Raw genomic sequence first — 24,471 nt, forward strand, 5'->3', positions numbered from 1 at the left:
ACCAGCACGCGGCCGTGCCCACAAGTCCTAGCCCAGGTTCCGCAGCACCTCGGCGATGGTGGCCCGGTAGGTCCGCAGCGCCTGCAGCCCGGCGGCATAGCGATCGCGGTGCCGTGCGATGTCCACGGCCTGCTGCCGCGCCCGTGCAGCGTGCCAGACCTCGGCCGTGCGGTGCCGGAGCTTGCAGGTGACATCCGCGACGGCGGTGGCCCGCTCCCGCTGCGTGTGCCGGGTGTTGCCGTCACTGCTCCGGTGCCAGGCGGGGTCCGTGTACGCCGCGACGGGGTCGGGATAGCGTGTGAATCCCTGATCCGCCACGCAGCGGGACCACACGTCCCAGGCCGCGCGGAGGCGCGGGTCGCGCTTGACCGCCTTGTTGATCGCGACCGCCCGTGTACTTGCGTAGAGCCAGTCCCGCTCGACGTCGATGCCCCGCAGCAGCCGCCGGCTCGCCTCAGCGTTGCAGTCGGGGAAGTCCGCGTATTCGGCATTGGTCATCCTTCGACCCTTCGGCCGGGAGGCCAGGGACTTGGCCGGGTCCCAGCCGTAACCCCAGCGACGGGCCGCGGCGAGATCCAGGTCGCCGTAGTCGGTGCTGACCGCGGTGGCGACGATGGGGTCGCTCGGGTAGCGGGGGTCGAGCGGGAAGTCCCGGTGGCCGTGCTCCGCCATGCACTGCCGGACCAGCAACGCCGTTGCCCGCTGGGACCGCTGGTGGTCCTGCGGTGTGTAGTCGTAGCGGTCGGCCGGCAGGGGGCCGAGGTCGGACGCTGTGCGGATGGTGTACGGGTGTTCCGGACCGGAGACGCAGATCGCCGCCAGCACCGCCACGACACCCAGCCGCCACACCCGCCCCGTCATGCGAGGGATGCTACTAGCGGGCGTCAGTGCCCCGCTGTCCGCCCCCGAGGCCGTTGGAACGTCAAGCGCGTTCAACGTCCTGGCGTCAGCCACCCCTGCCCGGCAACGCAGGCTGCTGCTCATCTGGCACCCACCGGCACAGCGTTCTTCACCCGCCTGCGCGACGCGCGACGCGTGCTCATCGCCGGTGCCGGCGGCGGATTCGACGTGTACGCCGGGCTGCCGCTCGCGCTCGCGTTGCGGTCGGCGGGCAAGGAGGTGCACCTCGCCAACCTGTCCTTCGCCGACCTGTACGGCCTGGACCTCGATGTGTGGGTGGACCAGGACGTCGCGGCCGTCGGGACCCGACATCCTGATGCGCGGCGACGAACACGGTCTCGGCACCCCGGAGGAGGACATGGCGAGCCTGGCCGCCGTGAGCGGGCTCGACGAGGTCCCGCACCGGCTGGTGGCCTGCCTCGGCTTCGGAGTGGACGCGTACCACGGCGTGAACCACTCGCTCGTCCTGGAGAACCTGGCCGCCCTGGACCGGGACGGCGCCTGTCTGGGCGCGTTCTCGCTGCTCGGGCGGCGCGCGAGGGCGCGCTGTATCTCGACGCGGTGGCGCATGCCCAGCGCCACACCGCGAGCCAACCGAGCATCGTGAACGGATCCGTCGCCGCCGCCGTGCGGGGTGACTTCGGCGACGTCCGGTTCACGGAGCGGACCAAGGGCGGCGAGTTGTTCATCAACCCGCTGATGGCCCTGTACTTCTGCGTGGACCTGCCCGGACTGGCCCGCCGCACCCTCTACCTCGGTCTGCTGGAACGGACCTCGCTGATGCGGCAGGTGAGTTCCGTGATCGAGGAGTTCCGCAGCACGCTGCCCCGCCAGCGACCACCACGGGCATTCCCGCACTGAGCCTTCCTCCGGTTCGGTACCGCGGGCGTCATGTCCCGCGACACCTATCGGGTTTCGTCGAGGGCATCCAGGGCCGAGATGATGTCGGCGGGTTCGGCGCGGGCGGTGTAGTCGGTGTCGACGAAGGCCCAGCGGATCACGCCCTCGCGGTCGATGACGTAGGTGGCGGGCACCGGGAGTGTGCGGGGGTGGCCGTCGTTGACGCGCTGGAGGTCGAAGCCGAGTTTGTCGTAGGCGGCGGCGAGGTCGTCGGGGAGGTCGAAGGCGAGGCCGTACTGCTTGGCGGTGTCGGAGCCGAGGTCGCTGAGCACGTCGAAGGCGAGGCCGTGCTTCTCGGTGAGGGTGAGTGACTCGTCGGGGATCTGCGGGGAGACGGCGACCAGGCGGGCGCCGCGCGCGGTGATGTCGGCGTGATGGTGCTGGAGGGCGCGCAGGGCGAGGTTGCAGTACGGGCACCAGGCGCCGCGGTAGAAGGTGAGGACGACAGGGCCCTCGGCGAGCAGGTCGTCCAGGGCCACCGTGACGCCGGTCGCCGAGGGCAGGGTGAACCGCGGGGCGGGCTCGCCGACGGTGCGGGCGCGGCCGGCCTGCCCGGAGTCGGCGAGGTCGACGGCCGCCCGGTCCATGACCTGGCGCATCTCGGCGGGGATGTGCCGGTCACGGGCTTCGTTGAGCGCGCGCAGTTCGGTGGCGAGGTCGGTCATCGGCGTTGCTCCTCATCCGTGGAACGAGCTACTTGAAACGACCGTTTCAAGATAGCGGCCGGTCCTGCCTCGCACCAGGTATCTTGGAACCATTGTTTCAAGTTCGTGGGGTGGCACATGCCTGACATCAAGCACTTCGATCCGGACACGGCGCTGGACACGGCGGTACGGCTGTTCTGGCGGCAGGGCATGGCCACGACCGGGATCCAGGACATCGTCACCGCGACCGGTCTCAACCGCTCCAGCCTGTACGCCACCTTCGGCGGCAAGCAGGAGCTCTACCTCGCCGCGCTGCACCGCTACCGGGAGCAGTGGTCCCGGCCGGCGTTCCGGATGCTCGCCGAGGACAGCCGGGGGCTGCCCGCCGTCGCCGAGTTCTTCGACGCGCTGATCGGGGTCCGGTGCACGGGTGAGCACGCGCGCTGGGGCTGCATGATCTCCAACGCGCAGGCCGGCGCGGAGAACGGCGACCCCGACGTCCGAGCCTTCCTCGATCAGCACCACGAGGAACTGCGGGCAGCCCTGCACGCGGTGCTCGTCGTCGCCGGTGCCGAAGGCCAGCTGGCCCACGGCACCGACCCGGCCACGGCAGCCGACCTGCTGACCCTGCTCGCCTACGGCGTCAACCTGCGCTCCCGCGCGGGCGCCGACGCCACCTCGCTGCGCACGACGGTGACCGCCGCACTGCGGTCACTCGACAGCCGTGCAGCCGAGTAACCCGGTGCCCTTCAACGGCGTGGAAAACCCTTTGCCGGGATTCGCCGCCCGACCCAAGACTGAGGTCATGCTCGGATTCGTCAGGACCGACAACGAAGCCCTCGTCTCATGCTTGGGCGATCCTCAGCGCACCGTTGCGGCATACCGGGAACTGTTGCGACGCGGGGAGAACGCGGTGAGCGCCATCCGCGCCGGCCTGCGTGACGGGAATCCGGCCGTCCGCGAGGGCTGCTGCCGCCTTCTCGACCACCTGGTCGACACCGACTCGATGGACGAACTCGTCCTCATGGCGGACGACTCCGATGCGCGTGTCAGGATCGCCGCCTTCCACGCTCTGGCCTGCGATCGGTGCAAGGGCGACACCTGCGCACCGGGCCCGGACCGGGTCCTCGAACCCGCGCTGCACCACCTGGCGTCAGACCCCGACCCGCACGTCCGGGCCATGGCCGCCGAACTCGTCGGCAAGTTCGTCCACTCCGACACGCGCGCCGTTGCCGCCTTGAGGGCGTCCCACGCCAACGACCCGAGCCCTGCGGTGCGCAAGAAAGCGGGTTGGTACACACCGGGTGGGACCATCTACGAACGGATCCTTCCGTCCGGGACGGCCGTGCGGTGACCGTGGCAGTCGATGATCACGGCGCCATCACTTCCCGGTCCGCGCCCGCCTTCTGCGGCTGGAAGAACACCGCGTCCCGCGTCTCGCGCAAGCTGACGTACACGATCAGGGAGACCGCCGAGCACGCCGTGACGTACCAGTAGAAGCCGGACTCCATGCCCGCGTCCTTGAACCACAGCGCCACGTACTCGGCGGTGCCGCCGAACAGGGCGTTGGCGATGGCGTAGGGCAGGGCCACGCCGAGAGCGCGCACATGGGCCGGGAACATCTCGGCCTTCACCACGCCGCTGATCGAGGTGTAGCCGGTGATGATGACGAGGCCCGTCAGCATGAGCGCCGGCGCCCCGCCGGCGGTCGTGACCTTGCCCAGCGCCGTCATGAGCGGCACGGTCCCGAGGACCGCACCGAGGGCGAAGGCGATGAGCAACGGGCGGCGGCCCACCCGGTCGGAGAGCGCACCGGCCAGTGGCTGGATCAGCATCATGACCGCGATGGCGACGAAGCTGACGAGGGCCGCGTCGGTCCTGCTCAGGCCCGCCGTGTTGGAGAGGTACTTGGTCATGTACGTCGAGTACGTGTAGTCGCACAGTGTGCCGCCCATGCTGAACGCGATGATCAGCACGAACTCCCGCCTGTACTCCAGCAGTCCGCGCAGTGTGCCGCGCCTGTCCGCTGCCGGGCCGTCCGCGCCGGACTCGTCCAGTTCCCCGTACGCCTCGGTCTCCAGCAGGTTGCGGCGCAGCCAGAAGATGCCCGCCGCGCCGATCGCCCCGACGACGAACGGGACGCGCCAGCCCCAGGAGGAGAGCGTCGCCTCGGACATGGTGTGCTGCAGGACGATCTGGAGGGCGAGGCCCACGAGTTGGCCCAGCTTCATCGACACCATCTGGAAACTGGAGAAGAAGCCGCGCCTGCCGGGCGCCGAGGCCTCGGTCAGGTAGGTGGCGCCGGCCGCGTACTCGCCGCCGACCGACAGGCCCTGGAGCAGCCGGGCGATCAGCAGGACCGCGGCGCCGAAGTGGCCGGCCTGGTCGTAGGTCGGGGCGATCGCGATCAGGATGGCGCTCAGCGACATGAGCGTCACGGTGGTGGTCAGCGCCGACTTGCGGCCCTTGCGGTCACCGATCCGGCCGAGCAGCCGGCCGCCGACCGGCCGCATGAAGAAACCGACCGCGAAGATGCCCGCGGTGCGCAGCAGTTGGGCGGTGGCGTTCCCCTCGGGGAAGAACGCCGAGGCGAAGTAGACGGAGAAGGTGGAGTAGACGAACCAGTCGTACCACTCGATCATGTTGCCGACCGAGCCGCCGATCATCGCCCTCCAGGGGCTGCGGGAGGCGGGGGCGTGTCTGTCGTGGCCACGGGGTGTCCTTCCTCGTAGAGCGCGGGAACAGCGGATGACCTGCGGCGATGTGGTATCGCAGGTCGCTGTAGCGTCGCTGGTCCGGCTCGGCGGGCCGAGACCCCGGGGCGCGGAACTAACCCGTCCTTGACGTTCCCGAACATTCCCGCAGCGAGATTGTTCACAGAATCGTCCACAGAATTGGCTGGATACTGGGGCGGTGCACATTCTGCTGGCCGAGGACGACGACGGGGTGGCGGCCGCCCTCGTCGAGGTGCTGTACGACCACGGGCACATCACCCGGCGCGTGCGGCACGGCCGGGACGTGCTGACCTACCACCGCAGCGCCGACCTGCCGCTCCTCGACCTCGGCCTGCCCGATGCCGACGGCCTGGACGTGCTGCGCACGCTGCGGGCGGTGAGTGGCATGTCCGTGGTGATCCTCACCGCGCGCGGCGACGAGCGTTCGGTCGTCCGGGGGCTGCGGCTCGGGGCGGACGACTATCTGGTCAAGCCGGTACGTCTGGCCGAGCTGCCGGCCCGTATCGATGCCGTCACCCGGCGGGCCGCGGCGGCCCCGGACACGCACTCGGCGCGCACGGTGCGGGTCGGTGACGTGGAGGTGGACCTCGACGCGCGCCGGGTCCGGGTCGGTGGGGCGGAGGTCGAGCTGACCGCCAAGGAGTTCGCCGTCCTCGCCGTACTGGCGGGCCGGGCGGGCACGGCGGTCCATCGGCAGCAACTGCTGGACGAGGTGTGGGGCGACATCACCTGGCGCTGGGCGGTCGTCCTCGCGGGCACCACACTGGTGGCGCTGGCGTGCACGGTCCTCGCGCGCGCCGCCACCGACTGGGTGGTGCCCGCTGCGTCGCCTCGACCACGCGGTCGGCCGACTCGCCGCAGGGCTACCGCCGGAGCAGACCCGGGCCGGCGGACCAGCGGAACTGCGCCAACTGGCGGCCGGGTTCAACCGCATGGCGCGTACGGTCACGGCCGCCCTGGAGCAGCAGCGCCGGCTCGTCGCCGACCCGCGCCGTACGGGCCGGTTCCGTCGAGGCCGTGCTCGTCGTGGGCGGTGTCCCCATCCCCGTCCTCTCGGACCTCGACGACTCGCCAGGCCTGCGTTTTCTTCCACTGGCGGGTCTGCTGCCCCGCCTCGGCGGGCGCGTCGGCCTGGCGGGCTCGGGCCTTGCGGAGGTGCGGCTTCCGGCGGGTGCGTACCGGGCGGCGAGCGGTGTCGCCACCGTCGGGGTGTCCAACCTGCTGGTGTGCCGTCCCGACTTGCCCCGCCATGTGGCCGACGCGCTCACCCGGGTACTGGTCCGCCGCGCCACCGCACTCGTCCCCGCCCATGCCGTAGGCGCCCAGTTCCTCGACGTCGGCAGCCTGATCGGCACGGGCGGTATCGCCCTGCATCCTGGCGCGGCCGCGGCGTACCGCTCCCTGCACGGCTGGGCCCGGGCGCGTCCGGTGCTTCTCGTCGAGGACGGCGCGGGCCCCGGCGCCGGCCGAGGGTGGCTCAACGACGCTGGACCGCCCCCGCGGCCGCAATGGCATGTACCGGAGAAGTGTGATGTCCGGGCCGGAGAGGGAATTCGGGAAGTCCTGTGCCGTTGTCCGAACGCACTGCCGAACGGCTTCGCTCGGGTACCGGGCGCCTGACCGGGACTTGTCGGTCAGGCGCCCGGGCTGTTCGGACGGATGCGGCTACCTCTTCGTGACGGACGCCACCCAGTTGATGAAGTTCGTCGTCGAGTCGCCGGTGCGCTCGGCCTGGGTGTGGCCCTGGGCCCAGACGGTGGCGAAGTCGACGTCGCGGATGCCGTAGTTCTTGAGGGCCAGCGCGATGTTGATCTCGGTGGTGTTGGCGGTGTCGCCCTGCATGATGCCGGTGCGGATGCGCCAGTGGCGCGCCGGCGTCGACCGGCGGTAGCCGCCGAAGGCGGGTGAGAGGAAGTACAGGGGGTTGTACGCGTCGGCCCGCCAGGCCATGTCCTTGCCGACGCTGTCCTTCTTGGCGAAGTCGCTGTCGTACGCCGCGGAGCCGTAGCCGGAGTCCCAGTCGGAGTACGTCGCGTACGTCGACTCGTTCACCTTGATGACGTCACGGGTGAGCGGCGCGAAGTGCGCCGGGGCGTTGAGCCCCATCGCGAAGACACCGTTCTCGGTCTGCCCGCGGGAGTACCCGTCGAACGCGCCGACCGGCTTGCTCGCGGCCTTCTGGCTCTTGGCGAAGCCCGGGAGACCGGACACCGTGGCGGTGTTGGTCGTGGCGTCGTAGGTGACCCAGGTGCTGTCGGTGTTGAGGTAGGCGATGTAGTCGTCGACCGTCTCGTACGTGGTGGAGGACCCCGTCTGGCCCGATCCGGGCGGGCCGCCCATCGTGGTGATGGTGTACGGGAAGGTGTTGTCGGACAGGAAGTTGTTCAGCGAAGTGGTGATCACCTCGATCAGGTGGTCGTAGTAGCTGCCGGCCAGGTGGATGCCGCTGTCGGACTCGGTCAGCTGCAGGCGCCTGCCCCGCTCGTCGCGCAGCCCCAGCCGGTTCACGTACCTGGGCCAGGCCCTCGCGAGGTCCGCGGAGTAGGCACTGGTCCAGGTGCCGGACGCGCGCGTGCCGGTCGAGGCGAACTGGCCCATGTTCCACTCGTAGGACAGGTTGGCCTCGTGCAGGCTGGTGATCGGGCACCAGGCCATGACGCCGGCGACCGCGTCGCTGAGGGGGCGGCCGTTGGCGTCCTCCATCGCCGCGCCGATCGTGCGCAGGTAGGGGTGGTACAGGGGGCTGTCGCCGGACGCGCCCGCCACGGTGTCCTGGGCGCCGCCGCCGCTCATGCCGAACAGGACGATGTCGTCCGTGCTGCCGGGCAGGACGCTCCGGTTGTACCGGAGGAAGCGGACCGCGGCCTTGAGGTCGGTCACGCCCCAGGGGGCCGCGTCGGAGCGGGTGCTGGTCGAGGTGTCCCGGCCGCGCAGGCCCGGCCACACGTAGATGTGCCCGGCCTGCAGATACTGCGACACGCTGCTGTAGTTGTACGACGTGGCCGGCTTCTGCGCGGCGTAGCCGGGGGTGTTGACCGGGATCACGATCGGCGCCGTGCGTCCCGAGTAGTCGCCGACGGTGCCCTTCGGGTCGACCGTCGCGGTGTACGTGGTCCCGTCACTGTTCGCCGTGGCCTTCAGGTACGCGCCCGGCACGTAGATCGACAGGCTCTCGATGTCCGTCGCGGCCGGGTTGGTGACGTACACCTTCCCGATCTGGTAATACACGTCGTTGGTCGAGTCGTACGACCAGGCGGTGGAATCGAAGTCCAGCGAGTACGCCGAGGACGCGCTCGACGAGCTGCCCGACGACGACGTGCCGGCGAAGGCCGCGCCTGCCGCGCCCTCGGCGATTCCGAACGCGGCTACGGCCGCGGCGCCTCGGACAACGGCTCTGCGGTTGATGTCCACCCGTGGACCTCCTTGTGCAGCGGGTTACGTGGGTCACAGCCGTACCTGCGCACCGTCTCGTCGACACCGCGGGCGGGTCCGGCTGTGCGGCTCATCCGAGTCCCCGACTGTAGGCAAGGAGCTAGCTCGATTGTTAACAATTTTGATGATAGTTTTGTTAGAAGTCTCTCCCTGGATGCGCGGCATATTGATCAGCACCTGGAACGAAGTCGACTGGGCGGGCTACTGCCTGACCGGCTACGGCCGCACCGTCGAGACGATGCCCTGCAACTCCGCGAAGAACGCCATCGACGGGCACATGCGGTGGCGCGAGATCAACATGGGCTCCGGGAACGGCTGGAAGCTGCAGAACGTCCTCAGCGGCTACTACCTGGACTGGACTGGAACCAGCCGGCCCCGACGCCGGCACGGTCTACCTTCACGACGGCGACGCGGGGAACCCGAACGAGCGCTGGTACTGAGGTTTCGCCGGGCGGCGGCGCGCGTCGCCGCCCGGCTGGGCACGGTCTGCCGCCAGGGAAGGCCTGCCGACTGCAGGATCGGCTTGAACGTCGCGGGATCGGACGTGAGGGACTTGCCGTCGGTGGCCATTTTTGTACAGCGAATCCGCCAGGGACAGCGGCTTGCCGTCGAGCAGCAGAGTCGGGGTCGCACTCAGCCGCAGGGTATGGAAACCCGCCAAGTTCTCCTGGACCAGGCCCTTGTGATCCGAAACGGTTTGGGTTCTGGGCCATTAGTAGTGTGTGAACGATCTGGTGGGGGACGCGCGGCATCTGTCGCCGTCGGCGCAGGAGGCCCTGCGGTTACGGTCGGTGGCGGCGGTGGCGGCGGGTCGGGACCGTGGTGATGTGGCGGCGGTGTTCGGGGTGTCGCTGAAGGCGGTCGACGGGTGGTGGGCGAAATGGCGGGCGGGCGGACGGGACGCGCTGGTCATGCGTCCGCGGGGCAAGCCCGTCGGGGTGCACCAGGTGCTCGGGGAGGCGGAACAGGCCGCGGTGCGTCAGGCGGTCCTGGAACACCGTCCCTGTGACCTGGGGCTGAGCGGGCAGTTGTGGACACGGCGGCTGGTGGGCGGGCTGATCGCGAAGCTGTGCCGGGCACGGCTGACCGAGCCCGGGGTGGGCAAGTACCTCAAGCGGTGGGGACTGTCCTTCCAGCGCCCGGACAAACGGGCCGTCGAGCAGGATCCCGAGGCCGTCGCGCGCTGGCATGCCGAGACCTGGCCGGCGATCCGGGCCAGGGCAAGGGAGGACGGTGGAGAGGTCCTGTTCGCCGACCAGGTCGGTGTCCGCTCCGACCAGGTCACGGGCCGCACCTGGGGTGAGAAGGGCAGGACACCCGTGGTGCGGCGCAGTGGGATCCGGTTCTCCGTGAACGCGATGTCCGCGATCAGCACCAAGGGCCGGATGCACTTCATGGTCTTCACCGAGAGCTTCACCGCCGAGGTGATGTGCCGCCGCCTCCTGGACCGGCTCGCGGGCCACTTCGACCACAAGGTCCACCTCGTGGTCGACGGCCACTCCGCCCACCGCTCACCCCGACGAGCTCGTCAACGCCGATCTCAAGCACAGCCTGCCCAAGCAGCACCGAGCCCGCAACCAGGATGAACTCGCCACCGAGACCCGCCGGTTCTTCCGCAGACGCCAGCGACAGCCACACATCATCCGCGGCTGTTTCGGCGGCCCGCACGTCCGCTACGTGCTCATGGAGAACCCTTTGAGTTTCTGATCAACAGGCTGTTTCGCCTCTCGTGTTGGCCGCTGCCTGCCAGGACAGTCACCTTGCGGAGACGGGGACACTTTTCAGCCGCCTGCAAATTCTGCAACCCGTGGTGCGGAAAATCCATCTAACGATTGCGGGACGAGCTGATTCCGTGGCGGGTGACGACGAGAGGTGCGAGATGGCTGACGGTTCGATTGCCACGAAGGCCGGTGGCCCGCTCACCGGCCTCCCCGTGTGGACCGTCCGACCTCGCCATCCGCGTGAGGAACCCTGGCTCGCGGCGGTCGCGGCGGTCTTCGCATTGGCCCAACTTGCCCTCGTCCGGCCTGGGCTGGGGCTCGGTTGGGACGAGACGGTCTACGTCAGCCAGGTCAGCGGGCACATACCCGCCGCCTTCTTCAGCGCGCCCCGCGCCAGGGGTATCTCGCTCCTGGTCGCCCCGATCGCGTCGTGGTCCGACTCGACCGCGCTCCTCCGGGTGTACCTCGCGGTCCTGTCCGGCCTGGCCCTCTACTTTTCCCTGCGTGTGTGGCGCACCCACGTCACGCCGGCCGTCCTGGCCCTGGCGGGCGCCGTGTTCGCCTCCTTGTGGGTGACGCTGTTCTACGGCCTCCAGGCCATGCCCAACTACTGGGTCGCCGTCGGCGCCCTGGTCTGCGTGGGATGTTTCCTGCGTGCCCGCGCGAACACCCGGGACCGGGCGGCCTGGTGGGGTGTGTGCGCGGGCGCGGCGCTGATGGCGTGGATGCGCCCGATGGACGCCGTCTACGTGGTGCTGCCCCTGCTCGTCCTCGCCCTGCGCCGCCCGCTTCTCCTCGCCGTGCTGGTTGCTGGACTGCTGGTGGGCGCCGGCGAATGGGTGATCGAGGCGTACGTGAGCTACGGCGGGCTTGCGCAACGCCTTTCCGACGCCTCCGGCATCCAGGGCGGTCTCGGCTGGCATCTGGCCGTGGTCGACCAGTTGCGCAGCCTCGGCGGGCGCACACTGTGCCGGCCCTGCACCGGATCGGTTCCCAACCCGGCAGTGACGCTGTGGTGGTTCGCGTTGCCGCTGTTCGCCGCACTCGGCGCGGTGGCAGCCGTCCGGGCCAGGCGCACGCTGCCCGTCCTGCTGCCGCTCGGCTGCGCCGTCACAGCCGCCGTTCCCTATCTCTTCCTCATCGGCTATGCGGCTCCGCGCTTCCTGCTGCCCGCCTACGCCCTGCTCGCCCTGCCCGTCGCCCATGGCCTCGTGCACCTGGTCACGGCCCCGGTCGGCCGGATCGCACGCACCGCCGCCGTCAGCCTGATGGCAGTCGGTCTGGCAGGCCATCTGGCCGTGCAGTACGTCGTCCTGGAACACACCGTGCACAACTCCGGCGCCTCCCGCGCCGACTGGGCGCGCACCGCCGCCGCACTCCACTCGCTCGGCGTACGGCAACCATGCCTGCTCAGCGGATACGAGGCCGTACCGATCGCCTACTACACCGGCTGCGGCTCCGCCCAGACCACCGGCCACGACGCCAGCGCCACCGTGGCCGAACTGACCCGGGCCGCCCGGCATCAGCCTTTCGCCGTCCTCACCCGGCCGGGCGGCCGTCCACCCGCGTACGCCCGCACCTGGCCCGAGCACCGGGCTGGTGCTCTCCAGGTGTACGTGGCTCCCTTCGTACGTCAGGAGGGATGACCGTGAAGATGCCCGGCAGGCGACCTGCCCAGTAGCCACCCGGCCACCTTCACGCCGCCCGGTGCCGGACGCGCTCGGCCGGTCACGGTCACGCGCCGGGCGGCGCACCTCACCACCGGGGACGCGCACGCTCGCTCATTCACGGCATCGCCCGTGACCGCGTGTGGCGGGCTGGGCGCCGACGCGCTGGAGGGTGTCTGCGTGTTCCTCCAGGTCGAGGGCGATGTCGCCGAGTTCGTTCGAGGCACGGCCCAGGGCGAGCCAGACCTCCGCGGGGAGCGCGCCGCGCTCTGCCTGGTCCTTGGCGAGCACGCTGCCGGTGGCGACGAGATGGGTGACGCCGCCGAGGATTCCGTTGTCCGGGTCGAGCACGCGGGCGATGACCTGCGCGGCCTGGGGCGGGGGAAGCTGCGAGAGGTGGTCGGTGAGCTGGCCGAGCTGCCGGGTGATCTCGTCGGCCAGTCGCACCGGGTAGGGGACGGGGTGGGACATGCTTCTCCGAGTCGGTGGACGGTCAGGGGTGGCGCTGTCCGACGCGCTGTGTCTCGGCGAGGACGGCCTCCGGACGGCCGTCGGCCAGCGGGGAGGTGCGGTCGGGGCCGGTCGGGATGCAGGAGCGCAGATAGCGGCGGAAGAGGGCCGTGGCGAGCCGGGGCTTGAGCCGGGTGCTGATCGGTGGGGGTGTGCGGATTGCTACGGGTTTCTCCGGGTCAGGGGCGGTGAGGTGGGCATTCCCGGCGCGGTGCCGGGCCCGTCCAGGAGCCTTACGAAGTGCGGCGGGCCGACGCTGCAGGCAAGAGGGGGAGCCGATTGGTCGTCAGGGCCTTGATGCAGATCTCGACGTCCGTGCCGTATCCGTCGGCCAGGTTGGCCATGCGGTTCTCCGGGGTCAGCGGCGGAGTGATTCCGCGGGCCGGGCCCGGGCCGCCGCCGGTGGTGAGGCAGTGGCCGGCCGATGCGCAGAGCGTGCGGCGTGGTTGCGGGCGTGGAGGATGGCGCGCGCGGCCTCGCTCATGGAGGTGGCGGTGCTCCCGAGCCGTGAGAGGGGATCGGGCTCCCCGGCGGGCGCGGTCTCCTGGAAGTCGCCGACGGCGATCCAGGCGCGGACGACGACTTCTCTGGCGAGGGGCAGCAGCCCGTGAACGGGGGCAGCGATCTCGGTGAGGACCTCGGCCAGCTCGTTGCCGGTGGTGGCGGTAGCGGCTCGCTCAGCGAGCCCCGCCAGGTACCGCAGGGCGGCCTCACGCTCACCGCCCGGTGCGACCAGCATGTTCAGCGCGGGGTCGAGGTGGACGCTGTGCCCGGCGGCGAGCAGAGCGTGCGAGGCGGCGGTCGCCTTCAGGCGCTGCTGCTCGACGGGCAGGCCGTGCGGTAGCCGGTGATAGTCCCCGCGCGGTCCGGGGGCGGAGAGGAAGTCGCCGGTTCGCTGGAGGATGTTCGCGGCCTGCTCGGTGCCGCCGATGGCCACGACCAGGTCGGTGCGGGGGTCCTTGGTGATGGTGACGTATTCCAGCACCCGGAAGTCGGGCTCCTCGAAGGTCATCGAGTCCGGGCGGCCGACGGACGGGCTGGGCTTGGACGGCGATCCACCGGCAGCCATGTTCCTTGCCGGGGATCTCGATGCCGGCGGCCCGTGCGAGCCGGTGAGCGACCTCGGCCCACTCTGGTCCGGTCAGCTCCCGGTCGTCGGGGTGAAGGCGGACATCGAGGTGCAGGATCGCCCGCCGGTCGTCGTCGGGGCTGGCGGCGAACGGATGCTCCAGGTAGGGGTCTTCGAGGTGCTCGGCCCACTGGGCGGACGTCCAGGTGTTCTGCTCGTCGTCCAGGGTGAAGTAATCCAGGCCGGGCCAGTGGGCGACGATCGTGTGCTCCGTCAGGCCCTCGTTCGGTGAGACTGGGCGACCCAGCGCTTCTTCGAGCGGGTGGTGGGATCGGTGGGTCCGCTTGTGCAGGCGGGGGATCACCGGCCGTTCCGGATGTCGGCGATGTGCACGAGCTGGCCCAGGGCGGTGGTGGTGTACCAGCCGCAGTCGATCAGCTCGTTGCGGTCGGCGAACCGCGACAGGAGCGTCTCCTCCATGGCCCGCAGGTGGATCAGGCAGTCAGGGCAGCGGCGTGAGAGATGCACGAGGTAGCGGGGGTGGGCGGTGACGTAGGACTGGGCGCCGCCGGTCGCATCCCGCAGCCGCCACCCGTTCTCGTCGGTCAGGGTGTGCCAGGACGGGGCGACGATGCGCATGGCGTCGCCCCACAGTTCGCCGCCTGCCACCCCTTTCAGGACGACGACGGTGTCACCGGCCTGGAGGTGGGCGTGGGTGATGTCCCTGTCGGGGGTGAGCGGGTCGGGCGTCGAGGCGAACGCCGAGGTGGGCGGGGGCTGGGACATGAGTTCCTTCCGCGCGATTGCTGGCGGGGTGGGAGCATCAATAGTCCGCAGGAACGCCGGTTTGGCTAACCGGCGCTCTCCGGCTATGTTGCCTGTCGTCAGCGGAACGGGTTCTCCGTCCCGCGGTCCGCCTCACCGGCTGCGTCGAGGAGTTCGAGCAGGTCAGGGCCTTCGGTGTCGCGCTGATCGATCCAACATCCGGCCCGGGTGACGGAACGGGCCTTCTCCTCCAGCTCCGCCCAGTCTGCTCCGTCCCACGTGCCCTCGACGACGAGCGCGGTGTACGCGGCGGTCATCAGCTGGTGGCGGGATCGCTCGCCCCAGGCCAGAGCCTTTTCCGGGCCCTCCACCTGCGGCATGGCGAACTGCTGCGCCCACGCGAGGGCCGCCTCCTGCTCCTCGGCCCGCTTGGTCGCGAGCCACTCCTGCTTGGACTCGGAGTCGGCGTCGCGCGCCGCCTTCCAGCAGTCGGTGCTTATCTGCACTTCACCTGAACGAGTGCGATCCGAGGACGTGATCCGTCGTCGCGGGCTCCGCCGCTGGGTACCGTGTGTACATGTCCATTCGCGCGGAGTTGAGTCGGATGCGCCGTGTCGACCGCTGGATGGAGATCATTCTGCCGAGGGTGGTCCGACGCGTGGTCAACGGCGAGGTTTCGCAACCTGGTTGGCTGCCTCGCCGCTGGCTGACCTTGGTGTCGGGTGACGTCGACCTGGACGCGGGTATCGGTGCAGTCTGGCTCGTCCGGCGTCCCGGGTCCGCGAAAGCGGTGACGCACACCGCACTGATTGAGCGCTGCGGCGAGAAGTGGCAGTACACAGGTGGTGGCAGTGCGTCGGATGGTGACGTGCCTGCGGAGAGGCTGGCGGCGGGCCAGCCGGGGCAGGTCGGCATGATCGAGTTCGGCGGAGGCGCAGGTGCTCTGAGTTGTGCCTACCGTCTGCAGCATCGTCATTCGGACTTCATCGGGACGGCTCCGTGGGTCGGATCCAACGAACTCCAGGTGGCGGCTGAAGTAGATCATCTTCTCCTCGGTGACCGACGGATCGATGTGCCCCGCCACGGCAGGCTCATCGTCGTCTGGAAGTCCCCGTCCACAGGCCACGTGGGGATACGACCGCTCATCGTGGCTGTGGGGCGCGACGGTTCGGAACTCTCCAGGATCGGCCCTCACGACAGTATGGACAGCTACACCTGGGCAAGGTTGCGGCGCGGTCAGGAGGAGCAATAGCTGCGAACCCTGCGTGAACACGTTCGTCCTGCTGCTCAGGGGCCTGCCGGCGGCAGAACCGCTTGCTTCGGCAAACAGGGATATGGACGGGTCGTGGTGTGGTCTCCTGCGGTGTCGTGGTGGTGCGTGGGAGAGGGATACCGAGGTTGACGACTGGCCGATGAAGGCGCCGCCTGGTTTCGTCTCTCTTGGTTCGCAGGAGGGTGAGGGTCAGGTCGATGCCTTCGGTCTCGCCGCGCCAGCCCTCGGTTTCGGCCCCAGTGCCGCATCAGGCAAGGTTCGCCCCGTCGACGTTCTTGTCCAGGCGCGGGTGAAGTCCTTTGTGATACGTTCGCCGCCGCCGTGCATCGCTGCGAACTGGGGAGGTGAGACCGATCAACGCTGTGACAGGTCGGGGCTCCCTCTCTCGCGGTCTAGGGAGTGCCCGCAGAAGGCACCCCGAAAGGCTTGAAACGCTATGCGCTTCATCTCGCAGACGTCGTCCGACGGCGTGTCCGAACGGCTCTTCGCCCTCGGTGAGATTCCCGGCGTGTTGTGGACGCCGGTAGGCGCCGCCGGTACCCGTCCTCTGATCCTGATAGGACATGGCGGCGGCCAGCACAAGAAGGCACCCGACATCGTGGTCCGCGCGCGCCGCTTTGTGGCCGAGTGTGGTTTCGCGGTGACGGCGGTCGACGTGCCCGGCCATGGCGACCGGCCGGAAGATGAGAAGTACAACCGGATCGCGACCGAGAACCAGGCTCGCGTGGAGGCCGGAGAGGAGTTGGCTCCGCTGATCGCTGGTTTCCAGGCGCTCGTAGCTCGCCAGACCGTCCCGGAGTGGCGGGCGGTCCTGGACGCGCTCCAGGAAGTCGAGTACGTCGGTGCTGGTCCGGTGGGCTATTGGGGCGTGTCGTTGGGGTGCGGGCTCGGCGTTCCGTTCGTTGCCGACGAACCCAGGGTCCGCGCGGCGGTGCTGGGCTTGGGAGGGGCGCTGGCATCGGCCGAGGCGGCCGCACGGATCACCATCCCGGTGGAGTTCCTGGTGCAGTGGGACGATGAGCGGGTGCCGCGGGCCCAGAGTTTGGCGCTGTTCGATGCCTTGGCCTCGGCCGAGAAGACGCTGCATGCCAACCCCGGCAAGCACGGGGAGATCCCGGCATTTGAGCTGGACAGCACGCTGCGCTTCTTCGCTCGACACCTCGGCTAATACGGCTGCTTAAGATCCATGACGCGCCGATCGGGATCCGTTCTCGATCGGCGCGTCTTTGCCAGGCTGTCCGGGTGGCAGAACGAGTACGCGTCCGCGAGATCGGTGACGACGAGGGGCAGCGCCTGCTGCGGATCATCCGTAGGGGAACCGGCTCGGTGGTGACCTGGCGGCGGGCCCAGATGGTTCTGCTGTCAGCGCAGGGCATGCCCGTGGCGAAGATCGCCGAGGTGACGTTCACCAGCGCGGACCGGGTCCGGGACGTGATCCACAACTTCAACGCGGACGGGTTCGACTCGCTCTACCCGAAGTACAAGGGCGGCCGGCCCAAGACCTTAACCCTCCGCGAGCGCCGGGAGATCAAGAAGATCGTCAAGTCCAGGCCGGTCGAGCACGGCCTGCCGTTTTCGACCTGGAGTCTGGCCAAGCTGGCCGACTTCCTGGTCGCCGAGGGGGTGGTCGACGACATCAGCCACGAGGGCCTGCGCAGCCTGCTCCGCGAGGAGGGCGTCACCTTTCCACGCATGAAGACCTGGAAGACCTCCCGCGACCCCAACTACGCGACCAAGAAGGCCCGCATCGAGCACCTCTACGCGATCGCCGACGGCGAGGTCATACACGAAGAGGGCGAGCCCGACGTCATCTTCTGCCTGGATGAGTTCGGCCCGCTCAACCTCCAGCCCCACCCCGGCCGGCAATGGGCCGAGTGCGGCGGACGGCACAAGGATCCCGACCGGGAACCGGGGCGCCGCAGGCGGGCGACCTATACGCGCCCGCATGGGGTCCGTCACCTGTTCGCCGCCTACGACCTGGCCAAGGACCAGCTCTACGGGCACATCAAGCCGAAGAAGAACCGGACCAGATTTCTGGAGTTCTGCCGCTACCTGCGCAGCCTCTACCCACCCGAGATCCGGATCGCGATCGTGCTCGACAACTTCTCCCCGCACCTGACCACGAAGAAGGACACCCGGGTCGGCGACTGGGCCACGTCCAACAACGTCGAGTTCGCCTACACACCGACCAACAGCTCCTGGCTCAACCGCATCGAGGCCCAATTCACCGCCCTGCGCTACTTCGCACTGGACGGCACCGACCATGCCAGCCACAAGGAACAAGGCAGCATGATCCGCCGCTACATCATCTGGCGGAACAAGCACGCCGCCGACACACGCCTCCGCGAGGTCGTGAACAGGGCGAACGTTGCCTGATGCGGCACTAGCGTCCAGCGCGCAACTCTCGACGATCGCAGTCCGGCACCCTCCCAGTTGGGGTGCCGGACTTTCTTGCTTCCCGAACGTGCTCTACGTACAGCCCGGTGTTGAGGCTCTTTGAAAACGGCTCTGGCCGCAGTTCCGTGAAAGCGCACCCCACGCGGCGCCGCCTTGGCACGCTGGGTGCCCTGGTACAGCGAGAGGACTCCATGCCAACACTCCCTGACGCCGCAGTCGTGATAGACGAGCGGCGCTGGTACGCCGCGAACGAACTCCTGGCGTTCCTGGTAGAGCTTGCCGCTCTGGCGTGCCTGAGCTGGTGGGGATTCGCCGTCAGCCACGACGAGGCCCTTCGTATCCTGCTCGGCGCGGGAACGCCCCTGCTGGCCATGGTGCTGTGGTCCTTGTTCGCGGCACCCAGGGCACGGCTGCGGCCCAGGCTGTCGCTCGTACTCGTGGTCAAGGCGGTAGTGCTGGGTGGTGGCGCAGCGGCCTTGTACGGTGTCGGGCATCCTGGTGCCGCCGTAGCCATGGCAGTCCTCGTGGTCGCGAATACAGCCGTGGCCGAGATCTTTCGGCGCAGGCCGCCCGCCTCGCACACAGGGCGGGCACCCGCAGATGGCTCACCGGCTTCCGTGGGCCCTGTTCAGAAGGGCCGGTAGATCCCCTCGGGATCATCGTGAGCCCATGCGGCGTACTCCTCGAAGCCCAGGTTGCCGATGCTCAGGTTGGCGTGGACGTCGTGGACTCCTGCGGGGACGGTGCGGAACTCACGACCGAACTCGGTCAGCTGCTCGTAGTCCTGGTCGTCGACGCACTCCTCCCGCGTCAGCGTGGTGACCGCCAGCAACGCGTGGCTCTCGGCCTGCACGGCCCTCCGGTCGGCGAGGAAGACAACGGCCAGGTTCTCGTCGGCGCGGACCGCATTCAGCGCCTCGTCAACGGTCGCTCCCGTCCAGGCCGGGTCGTCTATGAAGTGGACGTGTGCCTCGTACTGCCTGTCGCCCCAGGGCTCCAGCAGCGCCGCCGTCACGTCCCGCCACGCCTGGTCATCGTCGTAGTCGGTCCTGATGACAAGGACGTCGAACTCAGCACGGCCGGTGACGGCGGGCAACGCTCTCATGGATCCTTCTCCTCGGTGACGATCGGTGAGCTGTGCCCGACTGTCTCACGGGCCGTTTTCGAGGATGCGGGCCCGTAGCAGTTCGAACGAGGCTCGGCCGTACATTGCTCTCTTGAGTGTTTTAAAAGTTACGTGGAATCTGCTGGGGCGATCATGTCTCCCCGGTGCAACCACGGACTTGGGAGATGGCTTGAGCCGCACGACGGTGCTTACGGAGAAGTGGCCGGTGCTCGGCCGGCACGAGCAGGCGGCGTCCTGGCTGACGGTCTGGACGGATCTGGGACGGGCACCGCGCACGATCGATGCCTACGGCCGGGGACTGGCCGAGTATCTGCTGATGTGCGAGCGGGACAGCGTCGACCCGATCGCCGCGAACCGCGCCCATATCGCCGTCTACGTAAGGGAGTTGAGCTCGCGACCGCATCGCCGGGGTGCGAACGTGATCTCGATCGACTCGGGTGCGGGACTGGCGAACGCGACGATCCAGCAGCGGCTGGTGCCGGTCCGTCTGTTCTACGACTTCCTCATGGAAGAAGGGCTGCGGGAGTCCAACCCCGTCGGCCGCGGTCGGTACACCCCGGCCGACGCGGCGGCGGTCAGCAGCGCGGCCTGGTGCCCCGACTGACGAAGCTGCCGTGGATTCCCGGAGAACAGCAGTGGCTGAGTGTCCTGGAGGTCGCCAAGCACGAGCCGGTACGCAACCGCGTGATGCTCGCCCTGGCCTACGATGCGGCACTGCGCCGTGAGGAACTGTGCTCACTGCGGACCGACGACGTCGATCCGGCCCACCGCACGCTGCGGATACGGGCGGAAACGACGAAGAACCGGCTGGAGCGGGTGGTGCCCTACTCGGCACCGACGGGGGTGCTGCTGTCGGACTACCTCGCCCACCGCGCCCGGATCAGCCGGGCCCGCGGGCCGCTGTTCCTGTCGGAATCGCGCCGCAATCACGCCCAGCCGCTGAGCCTGTGGACCTGGTCAAAGGTGGTCCGCAAGATCGCCCTGGCCTCCGGTGCCGAGCGGTTCTCCACGCATACCACCCGGCACCTGTGTCTGACCGATCTGGCCCGCATGGGCTGGGAGTTGCACGCGATCGCGTCCTTTGCCGGACACCGTCACACCGACTCCACCCTTCAGTACATCCACCTCTCCGGCCGGGACCTGGCCGACAAACTGGCCCGCGGCATGGACCACATTCATGCCTGGCGAATACAGATGCTCACCGCCCCGGCCGGCGCGATGGCTGAGGTGTCGCGGTGAGGGCACCGTCGCTGGTCATCGTCGCCGAGGACACCGGGGGCCGCTGGTCCTGGCCCATCGTCCCCGACCGCTACGACACGGCCGTCGCGCTCCGACCTGCTGAGGCACGAGCCGTCCTCGAACTCGGTGTCCGTAATCTGCGCCGGCTTCAGTACCACGACCCGGCCGCGCCGGGCTGGCGCGTGATCACACGGCTGTTGGATCCGCTGGAAGCGGTCAACGCCGCACTCGACTCACCGCCCACTGCGCACCGCCGACGGGCCATGCTCGACGTGATCGCCCTTCGGCTGACGCACAGCACGCAGACCGGCCGGACCTACTGGGGCTGGACCACGCAGGAGTGGACCCGTCTACTCGGCCGCACCCAGGCCGAGTTCCGCCGGCACGCACCCGCCTGGGCCGGGGACGAAGTCCGCCCCTACCTCGCGGCACACGCCTACCTGCTCGGCTCCTTCAACGAGTTCGACCAGCTCGGCAGCTTCCAACGCCTCACACTGTCCTGGCGGATCTTCGGACGCGACCGCGTCACCAGCGAGATCGCCCGCATCCGCACGGTCCTTGGCGCCTGGGGCTATCAGCTGGGCCAGGCGGACGACACGCTGCTGGCGTCGGTCGCCTGCCAGCTGTTCCTGCTCAACCACAGCCCGCATCTGGAAGACATGGACACCGCGCTCTTCGACCGGGTCCGCCGCGAACAGCTGCTGGAGGGCTCTCAGCTCAACACCCTGCACGCTCTGCAGCGGGCGATCGCCGCGCTCGGCCTCTGTGATCCACCACTACAGAGCACCGGCCGCCACTCGGCACGGGCCACCGGCGGCGCCAAGATCTGGGAACAGTGGGCCGACCGCCGGCACAACACCTCCACCTTGACCCCGCGCGTCCGCGGCAGCGTTCGCTCCACGCTCCTGCGGGTCGGCCGGTGGATCGCCGCCGAACAGCCCGACGCCGCCGACCCCACCGACTGGACCCGGCAGAGCCGGGGGGCGCCCGCCGATCGCACCCACCCAGGGCGGCCTGACGACTCCGCCGTCCACCTCTGTCGTCGCAGCCGGTCTGTCAGCGGGACTCCCCGGGCTGCCACACGACAGACGGCCAACGGTGTGGCTGGCGTCGGAGTCACGTCGTCGTCCTGGGGCCTGTAGCGGCCATGCATATTCGGGGTGGCCCGCTCATTCCCGTCCCGTCGGAGTCCGTATTTCACCGCACCACTTCCGATGTGCCGGAACGGCTGTCCCGAGCAGGAGTAGGCTGCAAACGTCGAGGGCACGTCGTACGCCGGTGTCCGGACCGGTCTCGTCCTCGTCGCAAGAGAGATGTGGGCCGCTCAGGTCCGGGCCAGGTTCCGCCCTATGACATCCGAAGCCCCGCACCGCCCACCCCGTCCCGAGGCCGAGCACGCGCCGAGCGGGCAGGGCCGGGTGGAGGTCCGCCTGGTCTCCGCGGACCCCGAAGCGGCCCGACGCGTCGCGGACGCGCTCCGGCTGCTGTTCGCCGGCGATGAACAGCGCAGCTATCCCGGCCCCTCGGGAACCGGGACGCGGCTGCACCTCACACTGGACGCCTCGCGTGCCGCCGGTCCGCTCGGCTCCTGGCTCGACTCCAGCAGACCGCCCGCCGATCGCACCCACCACGGCGAGACCGCCTGACGGCCCCGCCGCCCACTCTCCACGTCCTCACCAGCCCAAGCCCTACAGCTCCCATATCCACCGTCCGTGCGACTCGCATCCGCTCTCAGCGATGCCGTTGCGCACCCACGTCGAAGAGGCGCAGCCCAAGACCCCGGCCGCACTGTCGTCACCGAGGTCAAGGACCGCGCATGTCTCTCCATATCCTCCGCTCCCCGTCCGCCGTCCCGCCGGAAGGCGCCCCGCCGACCCCGGAGTACGACGGGAGGGCAGCCTTCCCGCGCGAGGGAACGGCTGCCGGGCGCACCGGCAGCGAGCGGCTGTCGCTGGCGATCACGGCGTTGATCGTCCTTCTCCCGTTCCTGGCACTCGGTCTGGCCGTCTGGCTGCTGTGGGGGCGCCTGATCCATCCCGCCGATGTCCTGCTCGCCGCGGCGCTCTACACCGTCACGGGCCTCGGCGTCACGGTCGGCTTCCACCGTGGGCTGACCCACGGCAGCTACCGGGCCGTACGGCCGCTGCGCACCGCGCTCGCGGTGGCCGGGTCCATGAGCTTCCAGGGAGACGTGATCGGCTGGGTCGCCATCCATCGCCGCCATCACGCCTTCACCGACCGGCCGGGCGATCCTCACTCTCCGTATCGCTACGGCACGTCTGTATACGGCCAGTTGCGCGGACTGATGGATGCCCACGTCGGCTGGTTGTTCCGCAACGACCCCACGTCCGCCACGCGTTACGCTCCCGATCTGCTGGCCGACCGTGACATCCGGGCCGTGTCCCGGGCCTTCCCGGCTCTGTGTGTGCTCACCCTCGCCCTGCCCTTCGCCGTGGGGTGGCTGATCGGCGGCAGCTGGGTGTCCGCCCTGACCGCCCTGCTGTGGGCGGGACTTGTCCGCATCGCCCTGCTCCACCACGTCACGTGGAGCGTGAACTCCCTCTGCCATGTGATCGGTGAGCGCCCGTTCCGTACCCGGCGCCACGACCGCGCCACCAACCTGTGGCCCCTGTCCCTGCTCTCGTTCGGCGAGAGCTGGCACAACCTGCACCACGCCGACCCCACCAGCGCCCGGCACGGCGTCGACCACGGCCAGCTCGACCCGTCCGCCGCCGTGATCCGCCTCTTCGAACGCCTCGGCTGGGTCAGAGACGTGCGCTGGCCCACCCCGGAGCGTATCGCCGCCCGCCGCGTGTGAACCCGAGCGACCGCATCCCCTTCAGGAGTTCCCATGACACTCGCCCCACCGCCCCCGCTCTCCTCGACGTCCGCCGTTCGCCTGCGCCTGGTGTCCCGGCCGGCACAGGGCCACATGGCCCGGCGCATCGACGGCGCCTGGTGGCCCCACTCGCCCGATCTGGCGTCCGAACTGCCCAGGCTGCTGGGCGTCCTGCCGCACGCCTGGGGACAGGTCACCAGCGCCCTCGTGGATGAGGCCGTATGGTCCCCGTTCCCGGGTCGGCTGCTCGTCGCCAACCAGGTCGTACGCCTGCGCCGGACGACCACCCAGCGCTCCCCGTCCACCGTCTGCCTGCTGGCGCCCGGCCGCGGCCGGTGGGACCTGCTGGTGGTGCCGCCCGCCGCCACGGACGCGGAGGCCGGGCGGCTCATGGAGAGTGTGGCCACCGTTGTGAAGGACAGCGTGGGCTTGGGAGTCGCAGTCCGTTGACGGTGGTCGTCGGACCACCCCGGGTCGGCACTCCGGGTGCGGGCCTGGGGATGTTGTCACCGGACCCGGCTGGGAGACTCCACGTGCCCGGTCCTGGACCGGCCGCGCTGTCCGACGGGGAGTCCGCTCGGACCGTCGACGGACTACGCTGGTGTTACCGAGGGTATTTCGTGCACCGGCTTCCATGTCGTTGTCACTTTCGGCGATTTGGTCACGCCGGGCCTGCTGCGGTCGGCCCGGAGCAGGGTTCGCGTCATGACTGCGACCGTTTCCCCCACGCCGATCCCCGGAAGTACGCCCTGCTCTACGTCACTCCGGATCTCTTGCGCTCCTCCCGGTTCCTCGCCGACGGCCGTGCTCGATCCGCTGTCGGGGCTGATCACCGGGGGCCTGACGAACCGCGCGAACTGGCCGGCCGCGCCGGGGCCCTTCGGTGGGCAGGTGCAGCCGACGCCCGTCTCGGCCCTCTGGCTGATGGCCGCCGGCCGAGACTGCCTGCGCACCTCGCACGTGCACCGGCTGATGGTGGACGCGGCGCGCCTGCGCACGATGTCGGAGACCGACTCGGCCGTTCAGGCGGCCTGGGACTCCGAAGAAGACCACGAAGTCCCCTATCCGGCTGCATGCCCGCAGATCCCGGCCGTTTCCGCTCCGCCGACGGCGAGGTGAGGGCCGTGCGCACTCCAGCGGCCACCGGGGCCACAGTCGGCGGAGCCCGGACCGGCGTACCGCAGAGTGCTCCCGGCTGAGCCGGGCCGACACACCAGAGCCTCAAAAGCAGCCCGAGACCCCGGCCGCACCGCA

General features: G+C 69.7%; 24 protein-coding genes and 5 pseudogenes. 19 read left to right on the forward strand and 10 right to left on the reverse strand.

Translation table 11 applies throughout. The features are described from left to right. Positions 1 to 27 precede the first annotated feature (27 nt). On the reverse strand, positions 28 to 861 hold the full coding sequence (locus tag ACFZDK_RS22020; RefSeq protein WP_390974744.1) for a hypothetical protein: 834 nt from the start codon (positions 859 to 861) through the stop codon (positions 28 to 30). Positions 862 to 1,035: 174 nt separating this feature from the next. Between ACFZDK_RS22020 and ACFZDK_RS22025 the strand changes: the two are divergent. Further along, positions 1,036 to 1,761 (forward strand): annotated as a pseudogene (locus tag ACFZDK_RS22025) (DUF1152 domain-containing protein). A 44-nt stretch (positions 1,762 to 1,805) separates the two neighbouring features. Here ACFZDK_RS22025 and ACFZDK_RS22030 read toward each other — a convergent pair. Further along, positions 1,806 to 2,465, reverse strand: coding sequence for a redoxin domain-containing protein (locus ACFZDK_RS22030; RefSeq protein ID WP_390974745.1), 660 nt, complete (start codon positions 2,463 to 2,465; stop codon positions 1,806 to 1,808). Positions 2,466 to 2,582: 117 nt separating this feature from the next. On the opposite strand from ACFZDK_RS22030, the gene ACFZDK_RS22035 reads away from it, so the two are divergent. Beyond that, positions 2,583 to 3,182: a TetR family transcriptional regulator gene (locus ACFZDK_RS22035; RefSeq protein WP_390974747.1), complete on the forward strand. Its 600-nt coding sequence runs from the start codon at positions 2,583 to 2,585 to the stop codon at positions 3,180 to 3,182. 67 nt (positions 3,183 to 3,249) lie between these two features. Further along, a complete protein-coding gene (locus ACFZDK_RS22040; RefSeq protein WP_390975047.1) occupies positions 3,250 to 3,798 on the forward strand; it encodes a HEAT repeat domain-containing protein in 549 nt (182 codons plus the stop codon). Positions 3,799 to 3,814: 16 nt separating this feature from the next. On the opposite strand, the gene ACFZDK_RS22045 is transcribed toward ACFZDK_RS22040, so the two are convergent. Beyond that, positions 3,815 to 5,110: an MFS transporter gene (locus tag ACFZDK_RS22045; protein WP_390974749.1), complete on the reverse strand. Its 1,296-nt coding sequence runs from the start codon at positions 5,108 to 5,110 to the stop codon at positions 3,815 to 3,817. Between the two features lie 301 nt (positions 5,111 to 5,411). Between ACFZDK_RS22045 and ACFZDK_RS22050 the strand changes: the two are divergent. The 3 pseudogenes from ACFZDK_RS22050 to ACFZDK_RS22060 all read left to right on the forward strand — a co-directional run. Then, a pseudogene (locus ACFZDK_RS22050) lies at positions 5,412 to 5,624 on the forward strand (response regulator); the annotation flags it as partial. 198 nt (positions 5,625 to 5,822) lie between these two features. Beyond that, positions 5,823 to 6,165, forward strand: a pseudogene (locus ACFZDK_RS22055) (HAMP domain-containing protein); the annotation flags it as partial. Positions 6,166 to 6,178: 13 nt separating this feature from the next. Continuing rightward, positions 6,179 to 6,799: pseudogene (locus ACFZDK_RS22060) on the forward strand (TAXI family TRAP transporter solute-binding subunit); the annotation flags it as partial. A 45-nt stretch (positions 6,800 to 6,844) separates the two neighbouring features. Here ACFZDK_RS22060 and ACFZDK_RS22065 read toward each other — a convergent pair. Continuing rightward, a complete protein-coding gene (locus ACFZDK_RS22065; RefSeq protein ID WP_390974751.1) occupies positions 6,845 to 8,590 on the reverse strand; it encodes an esterase in 1,746 nt (581 codons plus the stop codon). Between the two features lie 743 nt (positions 8,591 to 9,333). Between ACFZDK_RS22065 and ACFZDK_RS22070 the strand changes: the two genes are divergently transcribed. Beyond that, positions 9,334 to 10,197 carry an IS630 family transposase gene (locus ACFZDK_RS22070; protein ID WP_390974752.1) on the forward strand — a complete coding sequence of 288 codons (864 nt, stop codon included), beginning with the start codon at positions 9,334 to 9,336 and terminating at the stop codon, positions 10,195 to 10,197. 293 nt (positions 10,198 to 10,490) lie between these two features. Continuing rightward, on the forward strand, positions 10,491 to 11,978 hold the full coding sequence (locus ACFZDK_RS22075; RefSeq protein ID WP_390974754.1) for a hypothetical protein: 1,488 nt from the start codon (positions 10,491 to 10,493) through the stop codon (positions 11,976 to 11,978). A 135-nt stretch (positions 11,979 to 12,113) separates the two neighbouring features. On the opposite strand, the gene ACFZDK_RS22080 is transcribed toward ACFZDK_RS22075, so the two are convergent. The 5 genes and pseudogenes from ACFZDK_RS22080 to ACFZDK_RS22100 form a co-directional block, all read right to left on the reverse strand. Then, a complete protein-coding gene (locus ACFZDK_RS22080; RefSeq protein WP_390974755.1) occupies positions 12,114 to 12,470 on the reverse strand; it encodes a hypothetical protein in 357 nt (118 codons plus the stop codon). Between the two features lie 397 nt (positions 12,471 to 12,867). After that, positions 12,868 to 13,578 carry a hypothetical protein gene (locus tag ACFZDK_RS22085; RefSeq protein ID WP_390974756.1) on the reverse strand — a complete coding sequence of 237 codons (711 nt, stop codon included), beginning with the start codon at positions 13,576 to 13,578 and terminating at the stop codon, positions 12,868 to 12,870. Continuing rightward, positions 13,538 to 13,942: pseudogene (locus tag ACFZDK_RS22090) on the reverse strand (relaxase/mobilization nuclease); the annotation flags it as partial. The gene ACFZDK_RS22085 and the pseudogene ACFZDK_RS22090, both read right to left, overlap by 41 nt. Beyond that, entirely contained in the window at positions 13,939 to 14,364 is a 426-nt protein-coding gene (locus ACFZDK_RS22095) for a hypothetical protein (protein ID WP_390974757.1), read from the reverse strand. The gene ACFZDK_RS22095 and the pseudogene ACFZDK_RS22090, both read right to left, overlap by 4 nt. 98 nt (positions 14,365 to 14,462) lie before the next feature. Then, positions 14,463 to 14,849: a hypothetical protein gene (locus ACFZDK_RS22100; protein ID WP_390974759.1), complete on the reverse strand. Its 387-nt coding sequence runs from the start codon at positions 14,847 to 14,849 to the stop codon at positions 14,463 to 14,465. Positions 14,850 to 14,920: 71 nt separating this feature from the next. Here ACFZDK_RS22100 and ACFZDK_RS22105 point away from each other — a divergent pair, with 71 nt between their 5' ends. The 4 genes from ACFZDK_RS22105 to ACFZDK_RS22120 all read left to right on the forward strand — a co-directional run bounded on the left by ACFZDK_RS22105 (position 14,921) and on the right by ACFZDK_RS22120 (position 18,657). Next, positions 14,921 to 15,595, forward strand: a complete 675-nt coding sequence (locus tag ACFZDK_RS22105) for a hypothetical protein (RefSeq protein ID WP_390974760.1) — start codon at positions 14,921 to 14,923, stop codon at positions 15,593 to 15,595. Between the two features lie 457 nt (positions 15,596 to 16,052). Continuing rightward, positions 16,053 to 16,784: a dienelactone hydrolase family protein gene (locus ACFZDK_RS22110; RefSeq protein ID WP_390974762.1), complete on the forward strand. Its 732-nt coding sequence runs from the start codon at positions 16,053 to 16,055 to the stop codon at positions 16,782 to 16,784. Between the two features lie 74 nt (positions 16,785 to 16,858). Next, a complete protein-coding gene (locus tag ACFZDK_RS22115) occupies positions 16,859 to 17,992 on the forward strand; it encodes an IS630 family transposase (RefSeq protein WP_390974763.1) in 1,134 nt (377 codons plus the stop codon). Positions 17,993 to 18,204: 212 nt separating this feature from the next. Beyond that, positions 18,205 to 18,657, forward strand: a complete 453-nt coding sequence (locus tag ACFZDK_RS22120; RefSeq protein WP_390974764.1) for a DUF2568 domain-containing protein — start codon at positions 18,205 to 18,207, stop codon at positions 18,655 to 18,657. Here the strand turns inward: ACFZDK_RS22120 and ACFZDK_RS22125 are convergent. Then, on the reverse strand, positions 18,642 to 19,118 hold the full coding sequence (locus tag ACFZDK_RS22125) for a DUF6924 domain-containing protein (RefSeq protein WP_390974766.1): 477 nt from the start codon (positions 19,116 to 19,118) through the stop codon (positions 18,642 to 18,644). The two genes, ACFZDK_RS22120 and ACFZDK_RS22125, sit on opposite strands and share 16 nt — an antisense overlap. Before the next feature lie 190 nt (positions 19,119 to 19,308). On the opposite strand from ACFZDK_RS22125, the gene ACFZDK_RS22130 reads away from it, so the two are divergent. The 7 genes from ACFZDK_RS22130 to ACFZDK_RS22160 all read left to right on the forward strand — a co-directional run bounded on the left by ACFZDK_RS22130 (position 19,309) and on the right by ACFZDK_RS22160 (position 24,336). Then, complete coding sequence (locus ACFZDK_RS22130) at positions 19,309 to 19,743, forward strand: hypothetical protein (protein ID WP_390974767.1); 435 nt, start codon at positions 19,309 to 19,311, stop codon at positions 19,741 to 19,743. Beyond that, positions 19,731 to 20,378 (forward strand): tyrosine-type recombinase/integrase, encoded by a 648-nt coding sequence (locus tag ACFZDK_RS22135; protein WP_390974770.1) that lies wholly within the window; start codon positions 19,731 to 19,733, stop codon positions 20,376 to 20,378. The genes ACFZDK_RS22130 and ACFZDK_RS22135 overlap by 13 nt, the downstream gene beginning before the upstream one ends. Further along, entirely contained in the window at positions 20,375 to 21,520 is a 1,146-nt protein-coding gene (locus ACFZDK_RS22140; protein ID WP_390974772.1) for a hypothetical protein, read from the forward strand. The genes ACFZDK_RS22135 and ACFZDK_RS22140 overlap by 4 nt, the downstream gene beginning before the upstream one ends. A 207-nt stretch (positions 21,521 to 21,727) precedes the next feature. Then, positions 21,728 to 22,024 (forward strand): hypothetical protein, encoded by a 297-nt coding sequence (locus ACFZDK_RS22145; RefSeq protein WP_390974774.1) that lies wholly within the window; start codon positions 21,728 to 21,730, stop codon positions 22,022 to 22,024. A 170-nt stretch (positions 22,025 to 22,194) separates the two neighbouring features. Then, positions 22,195 to 23,196 (forward strand): fatty acid desaturase, encoded by a 1,002-nt coding sequence (locus tag ACFZDK_RS22150; RefSeq protein WP_390974775.1) that lies wholly within the window; start codon positions 22,195 to 22,197, stop codon positions 23,194 to 23,196. 33 nt (positions 23,197 to 23,229) lie between these two features. Continuing rightward, entirely contained in the window at positions 23,230 to 23,667 is a 438-nt protein-coding gene (locus ACFZDK_RS22155; RefSeq protein ID WP_390974778.1) for a DUF5994 family protein, read from the forward strand. A 354-nt stretch (positions 23,668 to 24,021) separates the two neighbouring features. Next, positions 24,022 to 24,336 carry a hypothetical protein gene (locus ACFZDK_RS22160; protein WP_390974780.1) on the forward strand — a complete coding sequence of 105 codons (315 nt, stop codon included), beginning with the start codon at positions 24,022 to 24,024 and terminating at the stop codon, positions 24,334 to 24,336. Positions 24,337 to 24,471: the final 135 nt, after the last annotated feature.

Origin of the sequence: Streptomyces sp. NPDC007901 (assembly GCF_042959465.1) — a bacterium.
In the GTDB taxonomy this organism is placed as follows: Bacteria; Actinomycetota; Actinomycetes; order Streptomycetales; family Streptomycetaceae; genus Streptomyces.

Bases quoted from the DNA above. Each gene is read 5' to 3' on its own strand.
- ACFZDK_RS22120 (WP_390974764.1), top strand. From the start codon at position 18,205: ATGCCAACACTCCCTGACGCCGCAGTCGTGATAGACGAGCGGCGCTGG.
- ACFZDK_RS22035 (WP_390974747.1), top strand. From the start codon at position 2,583: ATGCCTGACATCAAGCACTTCGATCCGGACACGGCGCTGGACACGGCG.
- ACFZDK_RS22095 (WP_390974757.1), bottom strand. From the start codon at position 14,364: ATGTCCCAGCCCCCGCCCACCTCGGCGTTCGCCTCGACGCCCGACCCG.
- ACFZDK_RS22145 (WP_390974774.1), top strand. From the start codon at position 21,728: ATGACATCCGAAGCCCCGCACCGCCCACCCCGTCCCGAGGCCGAGCAC.
- ACFZDK_RS22045 (WP_390974749.1), bottom strand. From the start codon at position 5,110: ATGATCGGCGGCTCGGTCGGCAACATGATCGAGTGGTACGACTGGTTC.
- ACFZDK_RS22040 (WP_390975047.1), top strand. From the start codon at position 3,250: ATGCTCGGATTCGTCAGGACCGACAACGAAGCCCTCGTCTCATGCTTG.
- ACFZDK_RS22080 (WP_390974755.1), bottom strand. From the start codon at position 12,470: ATGTCCCACCCCGTCCCCTACCCGGTGCGACTGGCCGACGAGATCACC.
- ACFZDK_RS22075 (WP_390974754.1), top strand. From the start codon at position 10,491: ATGGCTGACGGTTCGATTGCCACGAAGGCCGGTGGCCCGCTCACCGGC.
- ACFZDK_RS22085 (WP_390974756.1), bottom strand. From the start codon at position 13,578: ATGGCTGCCGGTGGATCGCCGTCCAAGCCCAGCCCGTCCGTCGGCCGC.
- ACFZDK_RS22030 (WP_390974745.1), bottom strand. From the start codon at position 2,465: ATGACCGACCTCGCCACCGAACTGCGCGCGCTCAACGAAGCCCGTGAC.
- ACFZDK_RS22155 (WP_390974778.1), top strand. From the start codon at position 23,230: ATGACACTCGCCCCACCGCCCCCGCTCTCCTCGACGTCCGCCGTTCGC.
- ACFZDK_RS22110 (WP_390974762.1), top strand. From the start codon at position 16,053: ATGCGCTTCATCTCGCAGACGTCGTCCGACGGCGTGTCCGAACGGCTC.
- ACFZDK_RS22125 (WP_390974766.1), bottom strand. From the start codon at position 19,118: ATGAGAGCGTTGCCCGCCGTCACCGGCCGTGCTGAGTTCGACGTCCTT.
- ACFZDK_RS22105 (WP_390974760.1), top strand. From the start codon at position 14,921: ATGTCCATTCGCGCGGAGTTGAGTCGGATGCGCCGTGTCGACCGCTGG.
- ACFZDK_RS22020 (WP_390974744.1), bottom strand. From the start codon at position 861: ATGACGGGGCGGGTGTGGCGGCTGGGTGTCGTGGCGGTGCTGGCGGCG.
- ACFZDK_RS22150 (WP_390974775.1), top strand. From the start codon at position 22,195: ATGTCTCTCCATATCCTCCGCTCCCCGTCCGCCGTCCCGCCGGAAGGC.